18 protein-coding genes and 1 pseudogene are annotated in these 21,422 nt (G+C 65.8%); 14 read left to right on the top strand and 5 right to left on the bottom strand.

What is annotated here, in order from left to right; genetic code table 11:
- A pseudogene (locus tag WBV89_RS21000) lies at nucleotides 1–474 on the top strand (hypothetical protein); the annotation flags it as partial.
- A 12-nt stretch (nucleotides 475–486) separates the two neighbouring features.
- Here the strand turns inward: WBV89_RS21000 and WBV89_RS20995 are convergent.
- Nucleotides 487–2,568, bottom strand: a complete 2,082-nt coding sequence (locus WBV89_RS20995) for a RecQ family ATP-dependent DNA helicase (protein WP_423983279.1) — start codon at nucleotides 2,566–2,568, stop codon at nucleotides 487–489.
- Nucleotides 2,569–2,830: 262 nt separating this feature from the next.
- On the opposite strand from WBV89_RS20995, the gene WBV89_RS20990 reads away from it, so the two are divergent.
- From WBV89_RS20990 to WBV89_RS20970, 5 genes are all read left to right on the top strand, one after another.
- On the top strand, nucleotides 2,831–3,271 hold the full coding sequence (locus WBV89_RS20990; protein ID WP_423983278.1) for a DUF6325 family protein: 441 nt from the start codon (nucleotides 2,831–2,833) through the stop codon (nucleotides 3,269–3,271).
- 45 nt (nucleotides 3,272–3,316) lie between these two features.
- Complete coding sequence (locus WBV89_RS20985; protein ID WP_423983277.1) at nucleotides 3,317–3,601, top strand: SHOCT domain-containing protein; 285 nt, start codon at nucleotides 3,317–3,319, stop codon at nucleotides 3,599–3,601.
- A 10-nt stretch (nucleotides 3,602–3,611) separates the two neighbouring features.
- A complete protein-coding gene (locus WBV89_RS20980) occupies nucleotides 3,612–3,860 on the top strand; it encodes an SHOCT domain-containing protein (RefSeq protein WP_423983276.1) in 249 nt (82 codons plus the stop codon).
- Nucleotides 3,857–4,294, top strand: a complete 438-nt coding sequence (locus WBV89_RS20975) for a nuclear transport factor 2 family protein (protein WP_423983275.1) — start codon at nucleotides 3,857–3,859, stop codon at nucleotides 4,292–4,294. The genes WBV89_RS20980 and WBV89_RS20975 overlap by 4 nt, the downstream gene beginning before the upstream one ends.
- 102 nt (nucleotides 4,295–4,396) lie before the next feature.
- The gene (locus WBV89_RS20970) at nucleotides 4,397–5,893 is read left to right on the top strand and encodes a Ppx/GppA family phosphatase (RefSeq protein ID WP_423983274.1); all 1,497 of its coding nucleotides are present in this window, start codon (nucleotides 4,397–4,399) and stop codon (nucleotides 5,891–5,893) included.
- A 417-nt stretch (nucleotides 5,894–6,310) separates the two neighbouring features.
- Here the strand turns inward: WBV89_RS20970 and WBV89_RS20965 are convergent, their stop codons facing one another.
- Nucleotides 6,311–8,101: a molybdopterin-dependent oxidoreductase gene (locus WBV89_RS20965; protein WP_423983273.1), complete on the bottom strand. Its 1,791-nt coding sequence runs from the start codon at nucleotides 8,099–8,101 to the stop codon at nucleotides 6,311–6,313.
- 112 nt (nucleotides 8,102–8,213) lie between these two features.
- Nucleotides 8,214–8,894 carry a hypothetical protein gene (locus WBV89_RS20960; RefSeq protein ID WP_423983281.1) on the bottom strand — a complete coding sequence of 227 codons (681 nt, stop codon included), beginning with the start codon at nucleotides 8,892–8,894 and terminating at the stop codon, nucleotides 8,214–8,216.
- Here WBV89_RS20960 and WBV89_RS20955 point away from each other — a divergent pair.
- Nucleotides 8,854–9,012, top strand: coding sequence for a hypothetical protein (locus WBV89_RS20955; RefSeq protein ID WP_423983282.1), 159 nt, complete (start codon nucleotides 8,854–8,856; stop codon nucleotides 9,010–9,012). The genes WBV89_RS20960 and WBV89_RS20955 overlap by 41 nt on opposite strands.
- Nucleotides 9,013–9,077: 65 nt before the next feature.
- On the opposite strand, the gene WBV89_RS20950 is transcribed toward WBV89_RS20955, so the two are convergent.
- Nucleotides 9,078–9,554 carry a hypothetical protein gene (locus tag WBV89_RS20950; RefSeq protein WP_423983272.1) on the bottom strand — a complete coding sequence of 159 codons (477 nt, stop codon included), beginning with the start codon at nucleotides 9,552–9,554 and terminating at the stop codon, nucleotides 9,078–9,080.
- Nucleotides 9,555–9,809: 255 nt separating this feature from the next.
- Here WBV89_RS20950 and WBV89_RS20945 point away from each other — a divergent pair, with 255 nt between their 5' ends.
- The 4 genes from WBV89_RS20945 (at nucleotide 9,810) to WBV89_RS20930 (ending at nucleotide 14,065) form a co-directional block, all read left to right on the top strand.
- Entirely contained in the window at nucleotides 9,810–10,643 is an 834-nt protein-coding gene (locus WBV89_RS20945; protein WP_423983271.1) for a DUF1269 domain-containing protein, read from the top strand.
- Between the two features lie 224 nt (nucleotides 10,644–10,867).
- Nucleotides 10,868–12,118, top strand: a complete 1,251-nt coding sequence (locus WBV89_RS20940; RefSeq protein ID WP_423983270.1) for a DUF2252 domain-containing protein — start codon at nucleotides 10,868–10,870, stop codon at nucleotides 12,116–12,118.
- 3 nt (nucleotides 12,119–12,121) lie between these two features.
- Nucleotides 12,122–12,283: a hypothetical protein gene (locus WBV89_RS20935; RefSeq protein WP_423983269.1), complete on the top strand. Its 162-nt coding sequence runs from the start codon at nucleotides 12,122–12,124 to the stop codon at nucleotides 12,281–12,283.
- A gap of 63 nt (nucleotides 12,284–12,346) precedes the next feature.
- Nucleotides 12,347–14,065, top strand: coding sequence for a SulP family inorganic anion transporter (locus WBV89_RS20930; RefSeq protein WP_423983268.1), 1,719 nt, complete (start codon nucleotides 12,347–12,349; stop codon nucleotides 14,063–14,065).
- 854 nt (nucleotides 14,066–14,919) lie between these two features.
- On the opposite strand, the gene WBV89_RS20925 is transcribed toward WBV89_RS20930, so the two are convergent.
- Nucleotides 14,920–15,405 carry a DUF6325 family protein gene (locus WBV89_RS20925; protein WP_423983267.1) on the bottom strand — a complete coding sequence of 162 codons (486 nt, stop codon included), beginning with the start codon at nucleotides 15,403–15,405 and terminating at the stop codon, nucleotides 14,920–14,922.
- 207 nt (nucleotides 15,406–15,612) lie between these two features.
- Here WBV89_RS20925 and WBV89_RS20920 point away from each other — a divergent pair, with 207 nt between their 5' ends.
- The 3 genes from WBV89_RS20920 to WBV89_RS20910 all read left to right on the top strand — a co-directional run bounded on the left by WBV89_RS20920 (nucleotide 15,613) and on the right by WBV89_RS20910 (nucleotide 21,415).
- A complete protein-coding gene (locus tag WBV89_RS20920; RefSeq protein WP_423983266.1) occupies nucleotides 15,613–17,868 on the top strand; it encodes a LuxR C-terminal-related transcriptional regulator in 2,256 nt (751 codons plus the stop codon).
- 163 nt (nucleotides 17,869–18,031) lie between these two features.
- Complete coding sequence (locus WBV89_RS20915) at nucleotides 18,032–18,424, top strand: SHOCT domain-containing protein (RefSeq protein WP_423983265.1); 393 nt, start codon at nucleotides 18,032–18,034, stop codon at nucleotides 18,422–18,424.
- Nucleotides 18,425–18,514: 90 nt separating this feature from the next.
- Nucleotides 18,515–21,415: an arylsulfatase gene (locus WBV89_RS20910; protein ID WP_423983264.1), complete on the top strand. Its 2,901-nt coding sequence runs from the start codon at nucleotides 18,515–18,517 to the stop codon at nucleotides 21,413–21,415.
- The last annotated feature ends 7 nt before the right edge of the window (nucleotides 21,416–21,422 follow it).

Here is a 21,422-nt window from a genome sequence, read left to right as displayed (position 1 = left end):
GTGCCGACCTGCTGCAGTTGGGTCGACAGCCCGTCGGCTGGGGGAGCGGGCGGCACCGTGGCGCACGTCGCAGGCGGCGCGGCCCCGACGGTGCTGGGGGTCTCGATCGGGGTGGTCACCTCGGCGGATGTGGTCACCTCGACGGTGTCGGGTGGTGGCTCCGTTGGTGGGATCGTCGCTTCGGTCGGCAGAACGGTCTCCACCACTTCGTCGGCCTGTGGAACCGTCTGCGTGTCGTCATTCGGAGCGGAGGTCTGGGGCGACGTGGCTTCGGTGTCCCTCGCCGATGTCGAGTCCGACGCCCCGCCGCTCGTGCATGCGGTGGCGGTGGCGATGATCACGCCGACGACGATCGCCGCAACCGTCCTCGTTCGCCCATGGAACGTCACGACGCGACCCGGCCCGCGCCGGCCGGAGCATCGGCCGCACGGAGCCGCCGGGTGTGACGATCTCGACCTGATCGTCAAACCGTAGACGCAGCGTTCATCAGATGCGGATCGGGGTCGTCGCGAGAGCGAGCGGCAACACCGGCCCGCTCCCGGCGCGGCGCAGGATGCGCCCGGACTCGGTCAGCGTCCATCCGGAGTCGATCAGGTCGTCGACGAGCAGCACGGGGCCGGCCGGCACCGTTCCGGTCGCGGCGAAGGCACCTTCGACGTTGGATCGCTGATGGGCGCTGTTGGCCTGTTCTTCCTGTGGGGGGCGGTCAGCCACCCGCTCGAGCGCGGCGACATATGGGACACCGAGCACGTCGGCGAGTCGTTCGGCGAGGTCGGGGACGAGATTCCCCGACCGTTCGGACGGAACGGCGGTGACCCATGCCACGGGGGGAGACGGAGCCCACGTGTCGACGAGTGCGGCGAGGGCCGAGACGAGGTCGCCGTCGAAGTGCCGGTCGCGGTACTTGCCCTGTTCGATCAACCGACCCCAGCCGTCGTCGCCCCACACCGCCAGCGCGTGTCCGACCTCGCTGCGTTCGTCGGCGGGGACGCCCTGCTTCTTCGGGCCGAGCACAATCGGACGGTTGCGCAGAAACGCCGCGGCACGTCCGAGTGCGGCGGGGTCGGGCTCGAACGGTGCGAAAACCCCGGTGTCGATCAGAGCGTCGCTCGCCGACGCTCCCGAACGAACGCGCTCGACACGGCGGCAGTTGTCGCAGATGCCGCACGGGTCGTCGGCCGGGTCGTCGAGCAGAGTGGTGAGGAACTGCATGCGACAGCCGGACGTCTCCGCATAGTCGCGCATCAGCTGCTGCTCGAAACGGCGGGCCTGGGTGACGTTGTCGACGCGCTCGGTCGGGTACACCCAGACCTGATCGGTGCGCTCGTACGACTGACCCTTGGTCCGCCGAACCGTGCCCTCGACATCGAGTTGTTTGAGGATCGATTCGATGTCGTTCCACTTGACGTTGACGTCGGCAGCGATGTCGCGCAGCCCGATCGGCCCGCCCGCACGGTCGAGCACGGCGAGCACCTCGTCGACCTTGTCGGGATCGGGGAACGCCCGGTCGATGAAGTGGTTCTGGATGCGCAGGTCCTCCTGGCCGACGAGCAGTACGGCCGCGCTTTCGTCGAGGGCGCGGCCCGCACGTCCCACCTGTTGGTAGTAGGCGATCGGCGAGCCGGGCATCTGGAAGTGGATCACGAAGCCGAGGTCGGGCTTGTCGTACCCCATGCCGAGCGCACTGGTGGCGACCAGCGCTTTGAGCTCGTTGGCCTGCAGACGGCGTTCGAGGACCTCGCGTTCGTCGGAATCGGTGGCACCGGAATACGCCGCGACGTCGAATCCGCGTGATTGCAGGAAGTCGGCGACCGCGATCGTGTCGCGGATCGTCAGGCAGTAGATGATTCCCGAGCCGGGGATCGACTCGAGACGCTCGGCCAGCCAGACGAGGCGTTCAGGTTGCGCCGGGAGGTCGACGACGCCGAGCGCGAGCCCCGACCGACCGAGTGCGCCGCGGAAGGTGGTCAGTTCGGCGCCGAGCTGTTCGGCGACGTCGTCGATCACTCTCGAGTTGGCTGTTGCGGTGCAGCCGAGGATCGGGACGCGCCCCTGGCCGAACTCGTCGAGCATGCGACCGATGCGGCGGTAGTCCGGCCGGAAGTCGTGTCCCCAGTCCGAGATGCAGTGGACCTCGTCGATCACCATCATCCCGGGTCGTTCCTCGAGCATCGGCATCACCTTCGCGGCGAACTCGGGGTTCGCGAGACGTTCGGGGGAGACGAGGATCAGGTCGAGCGAATCGGTGTTGAGTGCGTCGGCCAGCTCGTCGACCGTCGTCTTCGTCGACGAGTTGACGGTCATGCACCGCAGGCCGAGGCGCGTGGCGGCTTCGATCTGGTTGCGCATCAGCGCGAGCAGCGGAGAGATCAACAGCGTCGGTCCGAGGCCCTGCTGACGAAGCAGGTGCGTGGCGAGGAAGTAGACGGCGCTCTTGCCCCACCCGGTGCGTTGGACGACGAGCACGCGCTGGTGCGCGACGAGTGCTTCGATGGCCTCACGCTGGTGTGGCCGGAACTCGGCATCATCGCGTCCGGTGAGTGTGCGCAGCGCCGAGTCGAGGTCCATGGCCCGAGTATGACCGGCGGGTGTGACATCGCGTCCGTACGCGGTGTTCTCCCGGACCGCGAGGCCGACTGGAGTCGAGCGTCGCCGAGCCGGAGGACTGATTTCACCCGCCGAGGGTGATGTCGAGCCATCCGTCGGGGCGTGATGATGGGTCTACACTCGCTGTCGGTTCATCTCCGACGGCGCCGTTCGAAAACGGAGCCAGAACTGCGTTCGAGCTGGTCGAAACCGCGACCCGCTCCTGAAGAGAGGAAGTGGATGAATGTCTGAAGATGGAACGGGCCTCGGTCCGATCAGCTACCTGATTGTCGAGTTCCCCGGAAACAAGATGACCGGTGACGGGCTCGCATCACTCGTGGATCTGGTCGATCGGGGTGTGATTCGCATCCTCGACCTGCAGCTGGTCACGTGCGCCGACGACGGTTCGGTCGCGGCGATCGAGCTCGCCGATCTCGACGTGGACGGCGAGTTCGACATGGCGGTTTTCACGGGCGTCTCGTCGGGGATGCTCGACCAGTCCGACCTCGACGACGCGGCCGATGCTCTGCAGCCCGGCTCGTCGGCGGGAATCCTGATCTTCGAGAACCGGTGGGCGATCGATTTCGTCGCCGGTCTCCAGCGTGGTGGCGCCGAGCTGATCGCCGCCGGCTACATCCCACTCGATGCGGTCACCGAGTCGCTCGACGCAACCGAGACCAGCTGACTCAGCCGAGTCAGACTCCGAACAACGTACGAAAGGACACAGCACATGCCCCGACTCCTCCGAGGTGTCGCCCGCACAGCGGTCGTCGCAGGGACGGCGACCGCCGTCTCCAACCGCGTCTCACGACGCCAGGCCAACCGCTGGTCGACGCAGCAGGAAGCCGAGCAGTACCAGGAGCCGCAGTACGCGCCGGCGCCCGCTCCTGCGCCCGTCGCCGCCGCACCGGATCCGCTCGAGCAGCTCAGGCAGCTCGGCGAACTCCACGCCCAGGGCATCCTCACCGACGCCGAATTCGACGCCCAGAAGGCGAAGGTTCTCGCGTCCACGTGACCTGAGCTCGATGCTGTTCCTGTACCGACCTCGCGAAACGCGTGTGCCGTATTCGCTGCCGCGCAATCGGACGCAACAGGCTGCCTACAACCGGCAACAATGGGATCGGTTCGAGTCGACGCGTCGGGTCGCGCCGGCGGTCCCGGCGGCTGCGCCCGATCCCATCACTCAGCTCCGGGAACTCGGCGAACTCCGCCGGTCCGGCGTGCTCACCGACGCAGAGTTCGAGTCGATGAAGGCGAGCATCCTCGCGACATGATGTCGAACCGGGCGCGAGCCGACACCCTGGAGCGGGTGTTACGCGCGGCACTCGTCGGCGACCGCCCGACGCTCGAGACGGAACTCGCCGACGACGTCCGTGTCTGGACCCCGACTCTGTCGGCCCAGTCGCTCGAGGAATTCCTCGACGAACTCGACGAGCGCGGGTCGTCGTTTTCCGACTTCGAGCTGACGGTGTCACCGCTCGATGTGGGTGGGCTCCACGCGTGTATCGAGTGGACGATCGAGATGACGCACACGGGTCGCCTTCGACTCCCCGATGCGACCGAGATCGGACCGTCCGGAATTCGGGTGGTCGTGCACGGAACGACGGTCGCGGAGTTCCTCCAGGACCGAATCTGTTCCGTGCGCCAGTACTGGGACGAGTTCGACGTCCTCGACCAACTGCCGCTCGACGGCAGTGTCGAGGATTGACGTGGACCCTCGATGACCTCTGCGTCCAACGGCTCGGAGAGGCGTCCTCTGGCCGGGGTCACGCCGCGTTGGGAGTGGCGGACCTTCGGTGACCGTCTCGAGATGATCGACGACCTCGTCGGCTCGCGGACACCGGCCCGGGAACAGGTGAGCGACGAGCGCTACTTCCTCTCGAGCCGGAGTGACGCCTCGGTCAAGGTGCGTGACGGGTTGATGGACGTCAAGGTTCTCCTCGACGTCGACGACAACGGGGTCCAACTGTGGACCCCGACGTTGAAGGCGACCTTTCCGGTGTCCATCGATGATGCCCGCACCGTGCTGTCGGCGCTCGGGATCGAGCCGCCGGATGATCTGAACGCGAGCTACTCGATGGAGGCGTTGACCGAGTTGATCGAGGTGCAACCCGATCTGTTCACGGTCGCGGTCCACAAGGAGCGCACTCACTACGACCTCGACGGATGCGCGGTCGAGGTGACCGAGGTCGGCGCGGCCGGTCTCACGACGAGGACGGCGACGATCGAGTCGACCGACCCGTCCCGGGTGATCGACACCGTGCGCCGCTGCGGATGTGCCGGGCGTCGCAATGTCCCCGTCGCCTCGGGACTCAAGTCGCTGGCCGGAATCGGAGCGCGCCGACTGGCGGTCATCGATGTCGGCACCAATTCGGTCAAGTTCCACATCGGGGAGCGTCGAGTCGATGGCTCACTCCACACGATTGCCGACCGGTCCGTGGTCACCAGGCTTGGGCAGGAACAGCCGGAGTCGGGCGTGCTCGCCGACGAACCGGTGAGTCGGACCGTCGCGGCGGTCGTGGCGATGGTCGACGAGGCCCGTGGGCTCGGCCTCGACGTCGTCGCGGTCGGCACGGCCGGGTTGCGTCGTGCCCCCAATCGATCGGTTGTCGTCGACGCTGTGCGCGATCGCACCGGCGTCGTCGTCGAGGTGATCTCGGGCGAGGAGGAAGCTCGACTCGCCTACATCGCTGCGACCGGCTCTCTTCCACGTGCCCGGGGTCGGCTCGTCGTCTTCGACTCCGGCGGGGGGAGTACGCAGTTCACGTTCGGTGAGAACGAGGACGTCGGCGAGCAGTTCAGTCTCGACGTCGGTGCCGGGCGGGTCGCGGAGCGATTCGGGCTCGACAGGGCGGTATCGAGCGACGACCTCGACGAGGCACTCGCGTGGGTCGCGGCAGAGTTCGACCGTTTGGACGGCCGTCCGCGACCCGACGCGGTCGTTGCGATCGGCGGAACCGTCACGAATCTCGCGGCGGTCGTTCATGGACTCGCGGAGTACGACCCGGACGTCGTGCACGGAACGATCGTCGACCACGCGGAGCTCGACCGACAGATCGAGCTCTACCGCAACAGGACCGCCGACGAGCGGCGCACCATTGCCGGGCTGCAACCCGCCCGGGCCGAGGTGATCCTCGGCGGCGCGTCCATCGTGCGGACCATCCTCGACAAACTCGGCCACGACTCGATGACCGTCAGCGACCGCGGCCTTCGCCACGGAGTGCTGATCAGCCGGCTCCCGGCCCGATCGCCTTCACCCAACGGGGGAAGCGCGGCGGGTCAGCCCCACACCGGTGACGAATGGTGAAGACGGCTTCGCCGACCTGGCTGCCCGTGTAGCCCGTGCCTTTGTAGTGCTCGCCCGGATCCCGCTGCCAGGTCGAAGAACATCGGAAACTGCGGTTCCACGATCGGCTCGGAGATCCCTTCGCAGTAGCGCAGCACGGCCTTGACGTTGCGCCACCTCGACGACACGAGCGATCCGTCGGGTCCGGCCTCGTCGGCGCTGTTCTTTGTATCCCCACCACTCGTCGAAGCCCTGATCAGTGGGCAGTCGCCCTTCGGTCTCGCCGCAGTGCCACTTGCCGAACAGCGACGTCGCATACCCGGTGTCGGCCGCACCACATCCCAAAGCCTCGAACGCGTGAGGAGTGTGCGCCCGAGCAGCGCAGACTCCTCACGCGATCGACGAAGGACGTGGTCGTCAGGCGGGGAGAGCTGCGGGTCAGATGGGCATGCGGTAGCCGAAGAACTCGTGGTCTTCGTTGTAGCCACCCTGGCCGGCCCCGAGGTGTTCGAAGTCCTCGACGAACTCGATCGCCTGGATCCACTTCACCATCTTGAAGCCGAGTTCGACCTCGTCACGCAGCCGGACGGGCGCTCCGTACGTTTCGTTGAGCGGTTCGCCGTTGCGGTCGAGCGCGAGGATCGTCAGCTTGTGGAACATGTTCTCGATCGGGTGGCAGTCGTAGTAGAGGCCGCCGAGAGGCCCCTCGCCGTACGAGTAGAACGCCACCCACTTCGCCGATGGATCGGGTTTGACCAGTTCGCAGATGTCGGCCATGGTGACGCCGCCCCATTTGGAGATCCCGGACCAGCCTTGGATGCAGTAGTGCTGGGTGATCTGATCGTTGTACGGGAGCGCGCGGAGGTCATCGAGGCTCAACTCGACCGGATTCGCGACGAGTCCATCGATGCGCAGCTTGTAGTCGGCAAAACCGTTGGCGAGCAACGCGTCGTACTCTGCGGACTCGGGAATGTGTCCGTTCGGCCACTGGAACTCCGAGATGTCGCTCTCGTCGTAGGTCTTCGTCGGATCGGTCCATTCCATCATCATCTTGAACCTGCCGGTCACCGCCTGGCCGAACCGCCGAACCGTGCGGGGGTGCTTGAGCGTGAACGGCGACGCTGCGAGCCACAGCAACACCACGACTGCCATCGCGGCGAGATAGATCCACAGTCCCCAGAACGAATCGGTGTTCGTGCCCAACGTGATGTGGTTGAGGTTCGGGATCAGACCGGTGATGAACACCATCACGGTGTGCATCAGAATGAACATCACCATCCACGACATCACCACGTAGTGGATGGTGCGCATGACCTGGCGGTTGAAGAATCCGGTCGCCAGACCCAGGCGTCCCGCCACCGACGGTGCCTGGGCGATCCCGGTGAGGAACGCCAACGGTGCCGCGAAGAAGATCGTGAAGAAGTACGCGAGCAGTTGCAACCCGTTGTAGTGCAGGAATCCGGTGTCGGGAGGGAAGTCGAGCGATGCGTACTGGATCGCGGTCGAGATCGCGTTGGGGATCACATCCCACGACTGGGGAACGACGCGCTGCCACTGGTCGGTCGAGAACAGCAGAACGTAGAACACGATCCCGTTCAGCAACCAGAACACGTCGAAGCTGAAATGGAACCAGCGGGCGAGACCGATCGAGTGCCGGAACCCGGGGATCCCGATCCAGGACGGCAACGCGACAGCATCATCCTTCGCGGTCCACACGTGCTTCGCGTCGTCGGGATCACGGCGATCCAACGGGATCGGACCGCGCATCCGGAACCATTCCGAACCGCGCTTGCTGTGTGCGTTGAAGTACAGGCGCGGGTGGTCGGCAAGGATCTGGAGCCCGGCGCGCACGATGAACATCATGAAGACCAGGTTGAAGAGGTGCTGCCAGCGCAACCACCACGGGAACCCCGACGTGACCTCGGGTGCCTGCGCCTTCGATGTACCCGGGTAGTCGGTGATGAACTCCTGCATCCACTCGCGGGTTCGGAGCTGCTGGGCGACGGCGATCGCGATCACCAGCGCGATCACCGCGATCGGGAGGAGCCACGCGGTGGTGACCCACTTCTTCCCGAAACGCACCGACGGAATCTGTGCCTTCTCTTGCGGGAGCCCCCCAGCCCAATCCTTGACCTCGATCCGGCCGTCGAGTCGTTCGGTCGGATCGTCGATCAGATCGGCTTCGAGCCGATCCGGTGCACCAGGCACCGGCGCGTCGTGAACACTCATGTGGTCGTCCCCCTCATTCCTCAAGATTGTGGCTCACACTCGAACTCGGATCTGACAGGCTGTCGCCGACATGTCGATCCGGCCATCGAACCCCAGATCGCGCGAGTGGTCATCACCTCGATTGGTCGATATGTCGCCCGGGAGAGCGAAGTTCTCCGCCCGGCGGGCGAAGAGCGCTTGGTGCTCGGGGGCTGACTGTCCCAGGACGGAATCTGCTCGGGCCGTTCGGTGAGTTGGGCTCCTTCGGGGATGGTTCCCATCTCGAGTTGGTTCGCGTGCACCTGGGTGCGGAACTCGTCCCAGCCCATGCCGAACCGGCCCTTGTTGCGGCCGCGCCAGTCGAGCGGTGGCTGATGCGGCCCGTGGGCAGCTCCGGACGCACGAGAAAACCGGACGGTCGGGGCGATCGTCTTCTGCTGACGGATCCAGGCGATGCAGTCGTCGGCGAGATCCAGCGTGAGCTGGTAGCCGTCCTCGGGACGGCTCGGCGCCTCGACGGCGGTGGTGTTGCGGTAGAGCAACGGGAAGAACTGGTCGGTTTCCCCGGAGATGAAGCCGTAGAAGTAGTCGAAGTCTGTCCGGTCGGCCAGTTGTCGAACGGTCCGGCCGAGCTCGTGTGATAGTCGGGGACGTTGTGGTACTTGCCCCACCGGCCGCACGTGTAGCCGGCGTGCTTCAACAGGTCCCCGATCGTCGCGCAACTCTTCGGAATCACGCCGCAGGAGCCGGGGAACCCGGTCGCCATCTCCTGGATGACGCCCGACGCCACCGAATGGTGGTTCCGGCCCGTCAGCAGCGCGGCGCGCGACGGCGCGCACAGGGCGGTGGCGAAACTGTTCGTGTCACCGAACACGGTGAAGTCCCAGGCCGCATCGATCTATCGCAAGCTCGAGGTGAACAAAGCGCGCTGAGGCTGTCGAACATGCACGAGAAGCCGGTCTGCTCTCGGACTCCCGCCCGCGATGACACCACCATGTCATGCGATCGTCCCGCCCCCACGCGGCGACACGATCTGCTCCACCAGCGCCAGCCGGTCGTAATAGCAGCGAACACGGTCGGCGCGTCCGGCGGCCGTGAAGGAGACACTGGCCGCGCCGGCCACGTGGAGTACCGCTCCGGTCGGCTCGAGGAGGTGGTCGCTGTCCAGGAAGACCGGCCGCACGAACCGCGCGGTCACCTGCCAGTTCAGCATGGCGACCGACCCCGTCGCGACCGCCTCGGTGAACGCCACCGCGACGTCGCCGATGGCATCATCGAGGTCGACCAACACCGAGATCAGCTCGAACCTGGCCACCGTGTGCAAGGTCGGGGTCCAGACGTCGACGTACTCGTCGACGCCCGCCTCCAACTCAGCTGCGGCCAACTCATCGGCACCGATTCCACAGAGCAGCATCCGGCTGATCGCCTTCGCACCCAGCAGCAGACCACCGCTCTCGGATGCAACGTCCGTCACACCGACGATCGGTCGGCGGGGCGGGGACAGGGTCCGTGCCGTTGGGATCTCGATCGATATCAGACCGTCCGGGTCGCGGGGCACGATTTGGGACAGGATCGACATCACATCACACGATCGGCAGGATCGTGGTCGAGTACATCCCCCGAACCGGATGACTCCACCCGAACTTCGCCCGCGCAGGTCATCCGAAACGGGGGATGCTGGAGCGCCGCGTCGTTGAGAGGGTCGGGTCACCGCTTGGCGACTTGACCGATGACCTCGACACCAGAATTTCCGAAACACTCGGCAAACGCGAGCCGAGCGAACCTGGCCGGCCCCACCGGCGACATGGACGGGAGACGGGGTGGCCGTCGCTCGCTGTTCCTGCGCGGCGAGGACGCACTCGTCCACGCCGTCTACGGTCTCGTCCTGACCGGCGCCACGCTCGGCGAGCTCGTCCACCACCACGTCGCATCGGTTGGAGCAACCTGGTTCCTGCAATCGCCCGTTCTGGGGGATTCCCGTCGAGGTGCGGATTCGTACGCTCGAAACGTCCAACATCTGTCCATCGAAAGGGACCTCGTCATGTCGAACAAGCCCAGCACCGTCGCCGTCGCCACCTATCCCAACCAGGCCAGCGCCGAACTCGACTATGACGCTGTGCGCGCCGTGAAGTCGGGCGGGCAGCTCGATCATCTCGCCGTTGCGATCGTCACCAAGGGCGCCGACGGCAAGCTCGACATCGATCGCCACGACAGCACCGCGAAGCATCTCGCATGGGGCGGTGGCATCCTCGGCGCGGCGGCGACCGTCGTGTTCGCACCGCTCGGCCTCGTCTTCCTCGGACCCCTCGTGGCGAACACCGCCATCTACGCCGGCGCAGGCGGGCTGGTCGGGCACTTCTGGCGCAACATCCCGAAGGACGACGTGCGCAGGATGGGTGAACTGCTCGAAACCGGGGCCTACGGCGTCATCGTGGTTGCCGTGAACCCGCAGGGCACCGATGTCGGTGCACTTCTGGTGAACGCCGACGACAAGCACGTGATCAACGGCGCGTACGACACCGACGGTGCTCTCGACGCCGCCTTCGAAGACACCGCGGGCTGACGCCCGGACCCCGCGGTGGGGTCATCCCCGGTTCCCGACTCTGGAGGTCGCACATGAACGCATACGACGAAGGTTGCGAACGAGGCCGCGCTGCGCGCACGTCCGTTCCGAGGAGTTCACACGGTGAGTGGACAGCCGCTCACGACCGTCGCGACCCGGTCTCCATCCTCGAGGCGCAGAACGAAACCCGGGTGCCATGGCTGGTTCCGGTGCGACATGACCGGATGCGCGTCTCGCCGTTCACGTTCTATCGCGGCGCCGCCGCGATCATGGCGGCCGACCTCTCCACGACTCCCACCAGTGGACTGACCGTTCAACTCGGAGGCGACGCCCACCTGTCGAACTTCGGCGCCTATGCCTCGCCTGGACGGCAGTTGGTCGTCGATGCGAACGACTTCGACGAGACGCTTCGCGGCCCATGGGAGTGGGACCTGAAGCGACTCGCCACGAGCGTCCTGATCGCTGCCCAACACCTCGGATTCGGGTTCGACGACTGCATGCAGGTCACGGATCGGACCAGTCGAGCGTACGCAGCGGCGATGGCCGAGTACGCAGAGATGGGGTACCTCGACGTCTGGAATCGGCTCCTCACCGTCGATGATCTGATCACGGACACGGGGATGACGCAGGCCAAACTGGCGAAGAGAATCGAACGCTTCGAGCGCAGGGCTCGTCGCAAGGACAGCCGCCAAGCCGTCGGCAAGCTGACCGAAATCGTTGACGGGCGTCGCCAGATCGCCCACGATCCACCCGTTCTGTTCCCACTCCGCAAGCTGCCGTTCGGATACGCCGCGACCGAGGTGGAATCCGCGGCGACCGCCGCCCTCGATTCGTACCGGTCGACCCTCAATGATGCGCGTCGTTTCCTGCTCGATCGCTACTCGCTGGTCGACATCGCGCTCAAGGTCGTGGGTGTCGGCAGTGTGGGCACGCGATGCTTCATTCTGCTCCTGGAGGGGCGCAGCTCCGACGATGTGTTCTTCCTCCAGGCCAAGGAGGCGCAGGCGTCGGTCCTCGAACCATTCCTCGAGCCGAGTCCCTACCGAAACCACGGGCAACGCATCGTCGAGGGGCAACGGATGTCGCAGGCTCAGTCGGATATCTTTCTCGGATGGACCGAAGGCCGCATCGAGCACCACCACTACTACCTTCGTCAGCTGCGCGATTGGAAGGGCTCGGTCGAGATCGAGGACGCCACTCCATCCCAGCTGGGCTTCTACGCCGACCTGTGTGGCAAGACGCTGGCTCGGGCTCACGCCCGTACCGGCGACCCGGTTGCGATCTCTGCCTACATCGGCGGCGGGAAGCGTCTCGCGCGTGCCGTCGGAGCATTCGGCCTGCTCTACGCCGCGCAGAACCTCATCGACTTCGAGGAGTTCCAAGAAGCGATCGCCTCGAACCGGCTGGCGGTCCCGAATGACGAGTCCACGAACGATCCGATCGGTCGGCATGTCCGCCATCACGCAAGGAGTTGAATCATGAAGGTCACCGTCCCCCTCGCAGCGTTGCTGCTCATCGCCGCGCTCGGCTACATCCTCGGCACCGAGCATGGTCGCGCTCAGCGCGAGGTCGTCATGGTCAGGCTCGGGCAACGACAGGTCGACGACCCGGCACGGGCCGGCGACGAAAATCCAGCGTAGAAGCTTGGTCCAGACCCAGGAGCTCGGCATGTCCGCCGAGGTGTCCATGGAGGCGTTCTCATCATGACCGGCGAGAGTTCAGCGGAGCGGCGGGACGCGGGCATCATCCGCCGACTCCGCTCGAGCGCGCTGCAGGGCATTCTGCCCCTCGACCGCGCACAAGTGCCGCGCGATGTCGTTGCCGGGGTCGCGTTGGCTGCGCTGGCGATTCCCTCGTCGCTGGGCTACGCCACGATCGCCGGGATGCCCGTGATCACGGGGCTGTACTCGGTGCTCCTCCCCACGGTGGTCTTCGCTCTGCTCGGTTCGTCGCGTCACCTCGTCGTCGGTGCCGACTCGGCGACCGCAGCGATCCTGGCCGCCGGTCTCGCGGGTCTTGCGGCAACGCAATCATCGGACTACATCGCGCTCGCAGCGATGACCGCATTCATCGCCGGTGTCTTTCTCGTGGTCGCCCGCCTTGCTCGTCTGGGGTTCATCGCCGACTTCCTGTCGCGGACTGTGCTCGTCGGTTTCCTCACTGGGGTCGGCATCCAGGTCGCCGTCGGTCAGATCCCCGGCCTGTTCGGGCTGACGAAGGAGGGGTCGGGACCGGTGATGCAGTTGTGGAACGTCGTGGCCGACCTCGGCGACGCGAGCATGACGACGGTGGCGGTGTCGGCGGCCGTCATCGTCATCATCCGTGGCGGACGCGTCCTCATGCCGAAGATCCCGTGGGCTCTGGTGGCGGTCGTCGGCTCGATCATCGCCAGCGCAGCTTTCGATTTCGTCGAGCATGGCATCACCACCCTCGGCGCCGTCCCGAGCGGTCTGCCCAGCTTCGAGATCCCGTCGGTGCCGATGGACGACGTGGCGACCCTGGCCGGGGTTGCGGTGTCGATCTTCGTGGTGATCCTCGCCCAGAGCGCCGCGACAGCGCGCGCCTACGCCGCGCGGTACAACGAACGCGTCGACGAGAACACGGACCTCGTTGCGCTCGGGTTGGCGAACGCTGCGGCGAGCGTCACCGGAACCTTCGTCGTCAATGGCAGCCCGACCAAGACCCAGATGGTCGACAGCGCCGGAGGCCGGACCCAGGTGGCCAACCTCACCATGTCGGCGATCGTGTTGATCGTGCTGCTCTTCCTCACCGGGCCCCTCCAGTACCTGCCGAACGCCGTGCTCGCAGCGGTGGTGTTCCTGATCGGGATCGACCTGGTGGACGTGACGGGGATGCGACGGATCTTCCGTCTGCGACGAGACGAGTTCTACGTGGCACTGCTCACGGCGGTCACGGTCGTCTTCGTCGGTGTCCTGCAGGGCATCCTGCTCGCCATCTTCTTGTCGATCGTCATCCACCTGCGAGCCAGCTACAAACCTCGCAACACCCTCGAAGCGATCGGCACCGATGGCGCGGTCCACACCACCCCGCTGGAGGACCACGCCGAGATGGTGCCGGGACTCGTGGTCTACCGTTTCGCACACAGCATGTACTTCGCGAACGCGAATCAGTTCTCCGAAGAAGTGCTCGAGCTGGTCGACGGAGCGGAGGAGACCCCCGAGTGGTTCTGCGTCGAGGCGACCGCCGTGGCCGGGGTCGACATCACCTCGGCCGACACACTCCACGAACTGTACGACCAGCTGCGTGACCGCGGTGTCCGCCTCGTCATCGCGAACCTCAGCGACGATGCTCGCTCCGCACTCGACCACTACGGAACGACCGAGATCATCGGCGGCGATGCCGTCTACCCGAACATCGCCGCCGTCCGCGCCGCCTATGCGGCCCGCGGCCTCACGACCTAGCCCTCACGATGGGGCGGCCTGCTTCATCCAGACATCGACCTGACGGTTGGGCATCTCGATTCCCGCTCGACGCTCCGCTCGGACACCACGGCCTCGCCCTGCTGGGCGGTCACGGTACCGAGCCGCCGGGTCAGCTCATTGACGCCGCGGCGAAGCAGCCGATTCGCGATGAGGGCGCCGACTGCGATCAGCGTGAGCCTGATCGGGATCGCGATGATGAGGCTGGTCGCCTCAGCGAAGAGCTCGCTGTCGTCCACTCGTAGAGAACGTCGCATACGGCCCCTGATTCGAGCAGACGACGTCCGACCCCGGTGGTCCCGGCGATCTCTGCGGTGTCCTCCTGCTGCTGGAGTACTCCGACGATTTCGTACGGCGGCGGATTCTTGCTTCTCCGCACGTGTCGGGGGCTCGCGCCCGTTGGTCGCCGACGAGAGAGTCAGCGACGACCCGCCGCGCGTGTGCTGATCGAATCTCGGCGACACCGCTGGATCGGCGAGAGAGAACCCTCCGTACGTTCGGTCGCACAGTCGGGGCGTGGAGATCGGGGCCGCGGCGCGTCGCTCAACCGCCGTGGGTCGACGGTGCGTCGTCCCCACGTGGTGCCAGCGTGGCCGAGACCGTCGGCACGTCGCTGTCGGGCGCGGGGGCGTCGTGGGAGGAGTCGTCGTCGATGATGATCAGAACGACGATGCCGACAACCGCGACGGCGATGTCAACGGCGACCGACGCGTCGTGACCGACGGCGTCTCACGCCATGGGTGACGACGGCTGCGGTGCCGACAGCTGCGGCGGTGCGGGCGACCGGTCGACCGATCACCCCGCGGCGGGCTACTCGTGCGGGACGTAGTGGCATGTCATTCTCCTTCTGTCGAGTCGTGAATCTCCGCCTCGATGGAGGCGGCGATCGCTTGGATCGGGATCCGGCCGGTGGCCACGAGTTGACCTCCGGCACGGCGAGTGGCCGAGGCGAACGGTGCCGCCCAGGCGTTCTCCCACACGAGAACGCCGGCGGTGCTGCCGTTCTCCATCGCGGCAGCGAGGTGGACGACGTCCTCGGCGGCCAGAATCTCGGCGATCTCCGTCTCCAGACCGCGTAGGTCGTCGAGTCCTTCGATGTCGTCGACCTCGAACGCGTCGATCGATCCCTCCTCGTCCTTGTGGATCACCATGAGGTCGAGCAGTCGGATCGTTCCGGCAGCGACCAGGTCGGCGAGTTGACCCGCCATTTCTCCGTTGAAGGTCGATGTTCCCACCGGGAACTCGACCACCAGATAGTCCACGGGCCCCAGATCGTCGATCGACTGATCGTCGCTCTCCAGGTCGATGATGTCATCGCTCATCTCTTCTCCTTGGCTTGCTCGAGCACGAACCGCTGACACCAGTCGACGAAAACGCGCGGATTGCCTGGACAGTACAGCGCCGGTGCGTCGCGAGACATCGCCCAGAACGGATGATCGGTCTCCAGAATGTCGCGCTCGGATGGACGTCGGCCCTCGATCGGCGAGACTTCGGCGGGGCGATTCTCTCTCGCCACTATCGTGTGGTACTTGAGCGGGCCCGGCATCCAGATCGACACCAACCTCCGCAGCGACGTCGGCGACGTCCGTGGGGATGGTTGGAGCGCGCCGACCACCGCGCATGTCGAGGTACGGCGGCGCCGACTCGACCACCTGTATGCGAGCTCGCCCGGGCGTCTGATGCGTGTTTTGGCACCGTCCGGATATGGAAAGACGAACATCTCAGCACGGTGGGTGGCCTCGGAGCAGCGTTGCGTTCGATGGGTCGGTCTCTCTCGGGGTGACGACGACCCGGTTGCACTGTTCAGCACGCTTCGTGACGCTCTCGACGGGATCTTCGAGATCCCGACCCCGACGATCGCTCATGCCGGCTCCGCCGACCCGTATGTGCGAGCGATCGAGGACGGACTCACGCGCGGACCACCGGCCAGAGCGTTCGTCCTCGTGCTGGACGACGTCCACCGCATTCGGTCCACGGCCGGAAATTGGTTGATCGAGACCGTGATCGATCATCTTCCGAACGATTCGACCGTGCTGCTCATCGGTCGTGGCCACCACGATCATGGATCTGTCGGCCGGTTTCGTCTTGCGCCCGGCGTGGTCGACGTCGATGCGGACGACCTCGCGTTCGATTCTTCGGAGGGCCATCGGCTGCTTGCGTTGATCGGTGTCGATGCCCGCTCAGACGAGATCGTCGACGTGTTGAACGCGATCGAGGGGTGGCCTGCAGGGATTCTTCTTGCCGGAGAGGTGTTGCGTTCCGGCACGCCGCCGCGTGAGATCGCGGACCACGTCAACCTCATCGACTTCCTGCGCGGTGAGTGGGTCGGCCAGCTCGACGGTGAAGAACTCGCGTTTCTTCGAGAGGCGGCGTGCCTCGGACAGTTCACGAGCGATCTGTGCGACGAGGTGCTCCAGCGAGCGGGTTCGGCCGACCTTCTCCGACGCCTCCACCGAGATCGGGTGGTGGTCTTCGCTCTCGACCAGCGCGGCGAGTTGTATCGACTGCACGGACTACTGGTTCGTTGGTTGTCCACCGAGCTGCGGAGCGCAGATCCAGAGCGATGGGCGGAGATCCACGTCCGGGCCGCTCGATTCTGGGAGAGCCAGGGTGACGTCGATCGAGCGGTCGAGCACGCTCGTATCGTCGGTGACCTCGATGTGCTCGAGGAAATGGTGGCCGCTCACGGTGGCCGCTACTTCACCAGCGGCCTCCACGCAACGGTGGACCGGTGGCTGGAGTCGTTCCCGATCGACTTCGTGCGGTCGTCACCGGGCCTCATCGGGCTCCGCACGGCTCATGCCATCAATCGGGGTGACGACGAACGCGCCGTGCAGTGGTTGCGCGTCCTCGATGATGTGGTCCGCAGCGCCGGAAATCCGAGCGAGGATCCGCCGACGTGGTGGGCTGCGATCTTCCATGCCGCGCTCGATGAACGGCCAGCGACCGAAATGATTCCTTCCCTGGTGTCGGCTCGCCACCACCTTGGGGGCGGGCCCTGGGGGGCATTCGCCTGCTGGGTCCACGGTGCGCTCAACTTCGTTGTCGGCGATCTCGATGCCGCCCGGAGCGCGCTCAACGCAGGTGCCTTCGAGGCCGAAATCGCTCAGAGTCCCATCACGATGAGTCAATGCATGGCGGTGACGGCCATCATCGACGACTGCGAGGGCCATCACGTCGACTCTGCAACACTCAGCCGCCGCGCCGCGGAAGCGATCCGGTCGTGTGGGGCAGAATTGCTTCCGACGACGGCAACGTCGATGGCGCTGACGGCCTTGCATCATGCTCGTCAGAACGAACGAGACGAGGCGGCCCGGGGCGTGGCTGCGGCGCGTCGGGCGCTGACCGGATTCCGCTCGGTGGCGCCGTGGTTCAATGTCATCCCTCGGATCGCGATCGTGAAGACCGCACTCCTGCTCGACGACCACGAGACCGCACGTTCCGTCATGCTCGAACTCGAGCATCACGCACGCTTCGATACGCAGCAAGCCGGTAACGCCCCCGGGTCGGCAGCCGCCATCGTCTGTGAGTTGCGTACACAGGTCGACGCCATGCATCGGCCGATGACCGGATCGATGGCGCTCACCGGCGCCGAACTCCGAGTCTTGAGCCTCCTCCCGACCAACCTGAGCCTCGCCGACATCGCGTCCGACCTGTACATCTCGCGAAACACGGTCAAGTCGCACGTGGCGGCGATCTATCGAAAGCTGGACGCGACCAAGCGAACCGACGCGGTCGACCGAGCACGGTCTGCGGGCCTCATCGCAGATCCGAAAACGGCCTGAGCTCGGTCGAGCTCACCCTCGAGACTGAACGGCGGGAGCGCAAGCATCCCCGGCGCCCCGGCATGCGCGATGGTCCACTTTGGGTGATGCTGCTGCCCCCCCAGAATTGGGAGCCTGCACCGGAGCGGCCGGCGAGGTCGCCGTGTTGCATGGAGGTGCACCGATGTTGGCATACGACTATCCGCTCCTAGGTCTGTTCTGGAGCATGTTCGTCTTCTTCCTGTGGATCGCATGGTTCGTCCTGCTGTTCCGCGTGTTTGCAGACATCTTCCGGAGTGACGATCTCGGTGGGTGGGGCAAGACCCTCTGGTTCGTCTTCACGCTCTTGGTCCCGTTCCTCGGCGTGCTCGTGTACGTGATCGCTCGCGGCGACAACATGAGGCATCGCGACGTCGAGGCAGCTCAGCAGAACGAAGCAGCATTCCGGTCCTATGTGCAGGACGCAGCAGGAGGTGGGGGTGCGGCAAGCGAGCTGACAAAGCTCGCCAAACTCCGCGACGACAATGTCATCACCGCGGATGAGTTCGAGCGCCAGAAGGCCAAGCTCCTGGCGTGAGCCGGCGGGACCACATCCGCCAGATCGAATCAACGAAGCCGTCATGACCCGCCATCCGGGCGACGTGACCCGACTTGAAGGAGGCCCTCGATGAGTGAGGGAATGCAACTGGTGCTCGCGGCGTATCAGGACACGGACGCCGCCAACGCCGACTTCGACCGACTCGTCGGTCTCATCGGTTCGAGGGATGTCGCCTCGGACGGCGTCGTGCTCGTCCAACGCGACGACGACGGAAACGTCGGCATTCAGAAGACCGGCAACAAATTGGGCAGGCGCGGCGCCGGCTGGGGAGGCGGAGTCGGCGTGCTCGTCGGGCTCGCCGCACCGCCGTTGCTGGCGTCGGTGGCCGTGGGAGCGGCAGCCGGCGGAATCGTCGGCAAGTTCGCTCAGCATCGGGTCGAGGGTGGCCTCGAAACCGGCATCGGCGACAAGCTCCGACCGGGAACCTCGATGATCCTCACCTTGGTTGCCCAGGACAGTCTGCTCGCGGCCGAGCAGGCCCTGTCCGGTTCGCCGGCCAAGTCCCGCGTCGAGATGGACGGAGACTCGCTGAAGGATCTCAGCAGTGCTCTCGCCGATGCGGCGGGAAAGTTCGCCCCCGACCGCACCGTGCTGCCGCTGGCCGACCCACCGTTCGGAGGTGTGGCCGGCCGAACGATCGGTGACTCGGTGGCCGACTGGACGATGATCGCGCAGAACAAGCCGCCGGAAGGCGCGCCGAACGTGCTGGTCGTGTTGATCGACGACGCCGGATTCGGAAATCCCGAAACGTTCGGCGGACCGATCGCCACTCCGGCGATGAACCGAGTCCGCGACATGGGCCACGCCTACAACCGGTTCCATGTCACGGCCATCTGCTCTCCGACCCGTGCGGCGCTTCTGACGGGCCGCAATCAACATCGAGTCGGCTTCGGGAGCATCGCCGAGTATCCGGGACCGTTCCCCGGGTACACGGCAGCGGTGCCGAAGACCTGCGCCCCGATCCCGAGAATCCTTCGGGACAACGGATACGTCACCGGTGGATTCGGCAAGTGGCACCTCACCCCCGACAACGTGCAGGGTGCTGCCGGACCGTTCGATCGCTGGCCGACCGGCTGGGGATTCGATCACTGGTGGGGTTTCCTCAGTGGAGCCGCCGGCCAGTACGACCCGATCATCACCCAGGACAACGGCATCATCGGCGTCCCCGAGGGGCAGGACGGTGAGCAGTACTACTTCCCGGACGACATCACGGACAAGTCGATCGAATGGCTCCACGCCGTCCGTGCGCAGGACGCCGAGAAGCCGTGGTTCATGTACTACTCGACGGGTTGCTCACACGCTCCGCACCAGGTGGCCCCATCGTGGGCCGACCGCTACGCGGGCCGATTCGATGCGGGCTGGGACGCCTACCGCGAGGAGGTGTTCGCACGTCAGAAGGAACTGGGTGTCGTGCCAGCTGACGCTCGACTGACCGACCGGCCGGACCTCTTCCCGGCATGGGATTCGCTGGGCGACGACGAGAAGAAGCTGTTCGCTCGTCAGATGGAGGTCTACGCCGGCTATTCCGAGAACGCCGACTGGAACGTCGGTCGGTTGCTCGACTCGATCGACGAGATGGGCGATCTCGACAACACGCTCATCTTCTACATCTGGGGTGACAACGGTGCCAGCATGGAAGGAACCATCACCGGTTCGTTCAACGAGACGACGTTCCTCAACGGTCTCGTGTTGCCTCCCGAGCGCCAGCTCGAGTTGATCGAGGACGCAGGTGGGATCGATGCGCTCGGCGGGCCCGACACGGCTCCGCACTATGCAGCTGCGTGGGCATGGGCCGGAAACACCCCGTTCCAGTGGGGCAAGCAGACGGGGAGCCACCTCGGTGGAACCAGGGACGCGATCGTCGTTGCGTGGCCCGACCGGATCGCCGCGCGCGGGGCCATTCGCAGCCAGTTCACGCACGTGATCGACATCGGTCCGACCATTCTGGACGTTGCTGGGATTCCGGCACCGACGTCGGTCGACGGCATCGAGCAGGAGCCGATGGACGGGACCAGTTTCGCGAGCAGCTTCGACGACGTCGACGCTGCGGAGGAACACACCGTCCAGTACTTCGAGTCGATGGGGAGTCGCGCCATCTACCACGAGGGCTGGTGGGCGTGCGCCCGCCTTGACCGAGTACCTTGGGACTTCTCTCCCGAGACGATCAAGAAGTTGGCGCCCGGCGTCTACGACCCCGAGAACGATGTGTGGGAGCTCTACTACCTGCCCGATGACTTCTCGCAGGCGGTCGATCTCGCCGAGACACATCCCGAGAAGCTGGCCGAGCTCCGGGAGTTGTTCTGGAGCGAGGCCGAGCGAAATCGCGTGCTGCCCATCCTCGGTGGCATGTGCATCTTCTTCGGGATCCTGCCACCCCTCCCGACCGAGACCCGATTCACCTTTTACGGCGACGTGCAGAACGTCCAGCGCGGGATGGTGCCGCGCGTCTACGGGCGCTCGTACGCGATCGAGGCCGTCGTCGAGATCCCCGACCACGGAGCTGAAGGAGTGCTCGTCGCCAACGCCGACGAGATCGGAGGGTTCGCGCTCTGGGTCGACGATCAGGGCAGGCTGCGCCACACCTACTCCTTCCTCGGTGTCGAGAAGTACACGCAGACGTCCACCGAGAAGATCCCGACGGGGTCGGTCACGCTGAAGATGCTGTTCGAAGCCGACGAGCCGAAACCCGGTACCGGCGGTGATGTGACCCTCTGGGCCGACGATGTGAAGATCGGCGAAGGGCGCCTCGACCGGACGGTACCGGTGGCCTTCTCGACGTATGCCGGGATGGACATCGGGTGCGACAACGGACTCGTCGTCGACCGTACGTACGACGACAAGGCCCCGTACTCGTTCACCGGAACGGTGAAACGGGTCGTCTTCGATCTGAGGCCGGCACACCACGAGGCCGAACAGGAACTTCACGAACACGCGGCGATGCAGGCGGTGGGCCAAGGCGCCTCGGGCTGAACCCCTG

It is taken from the genome of Ilumatobacter sp., assembly GCF_049588435.1.
Taxonomy (GTDB): domain Bacteria; phylum Actinomycetota; class Acidimicrobiia; order Acidimicrobiales; family Ilumatobacteraceae; genus Ilumatobacter_A.
The sequence above is the reverse complement of the archived record's forward strand: the minus strand, read 5'-3'. Positions and strand labels throughout refer to the sequence as shown.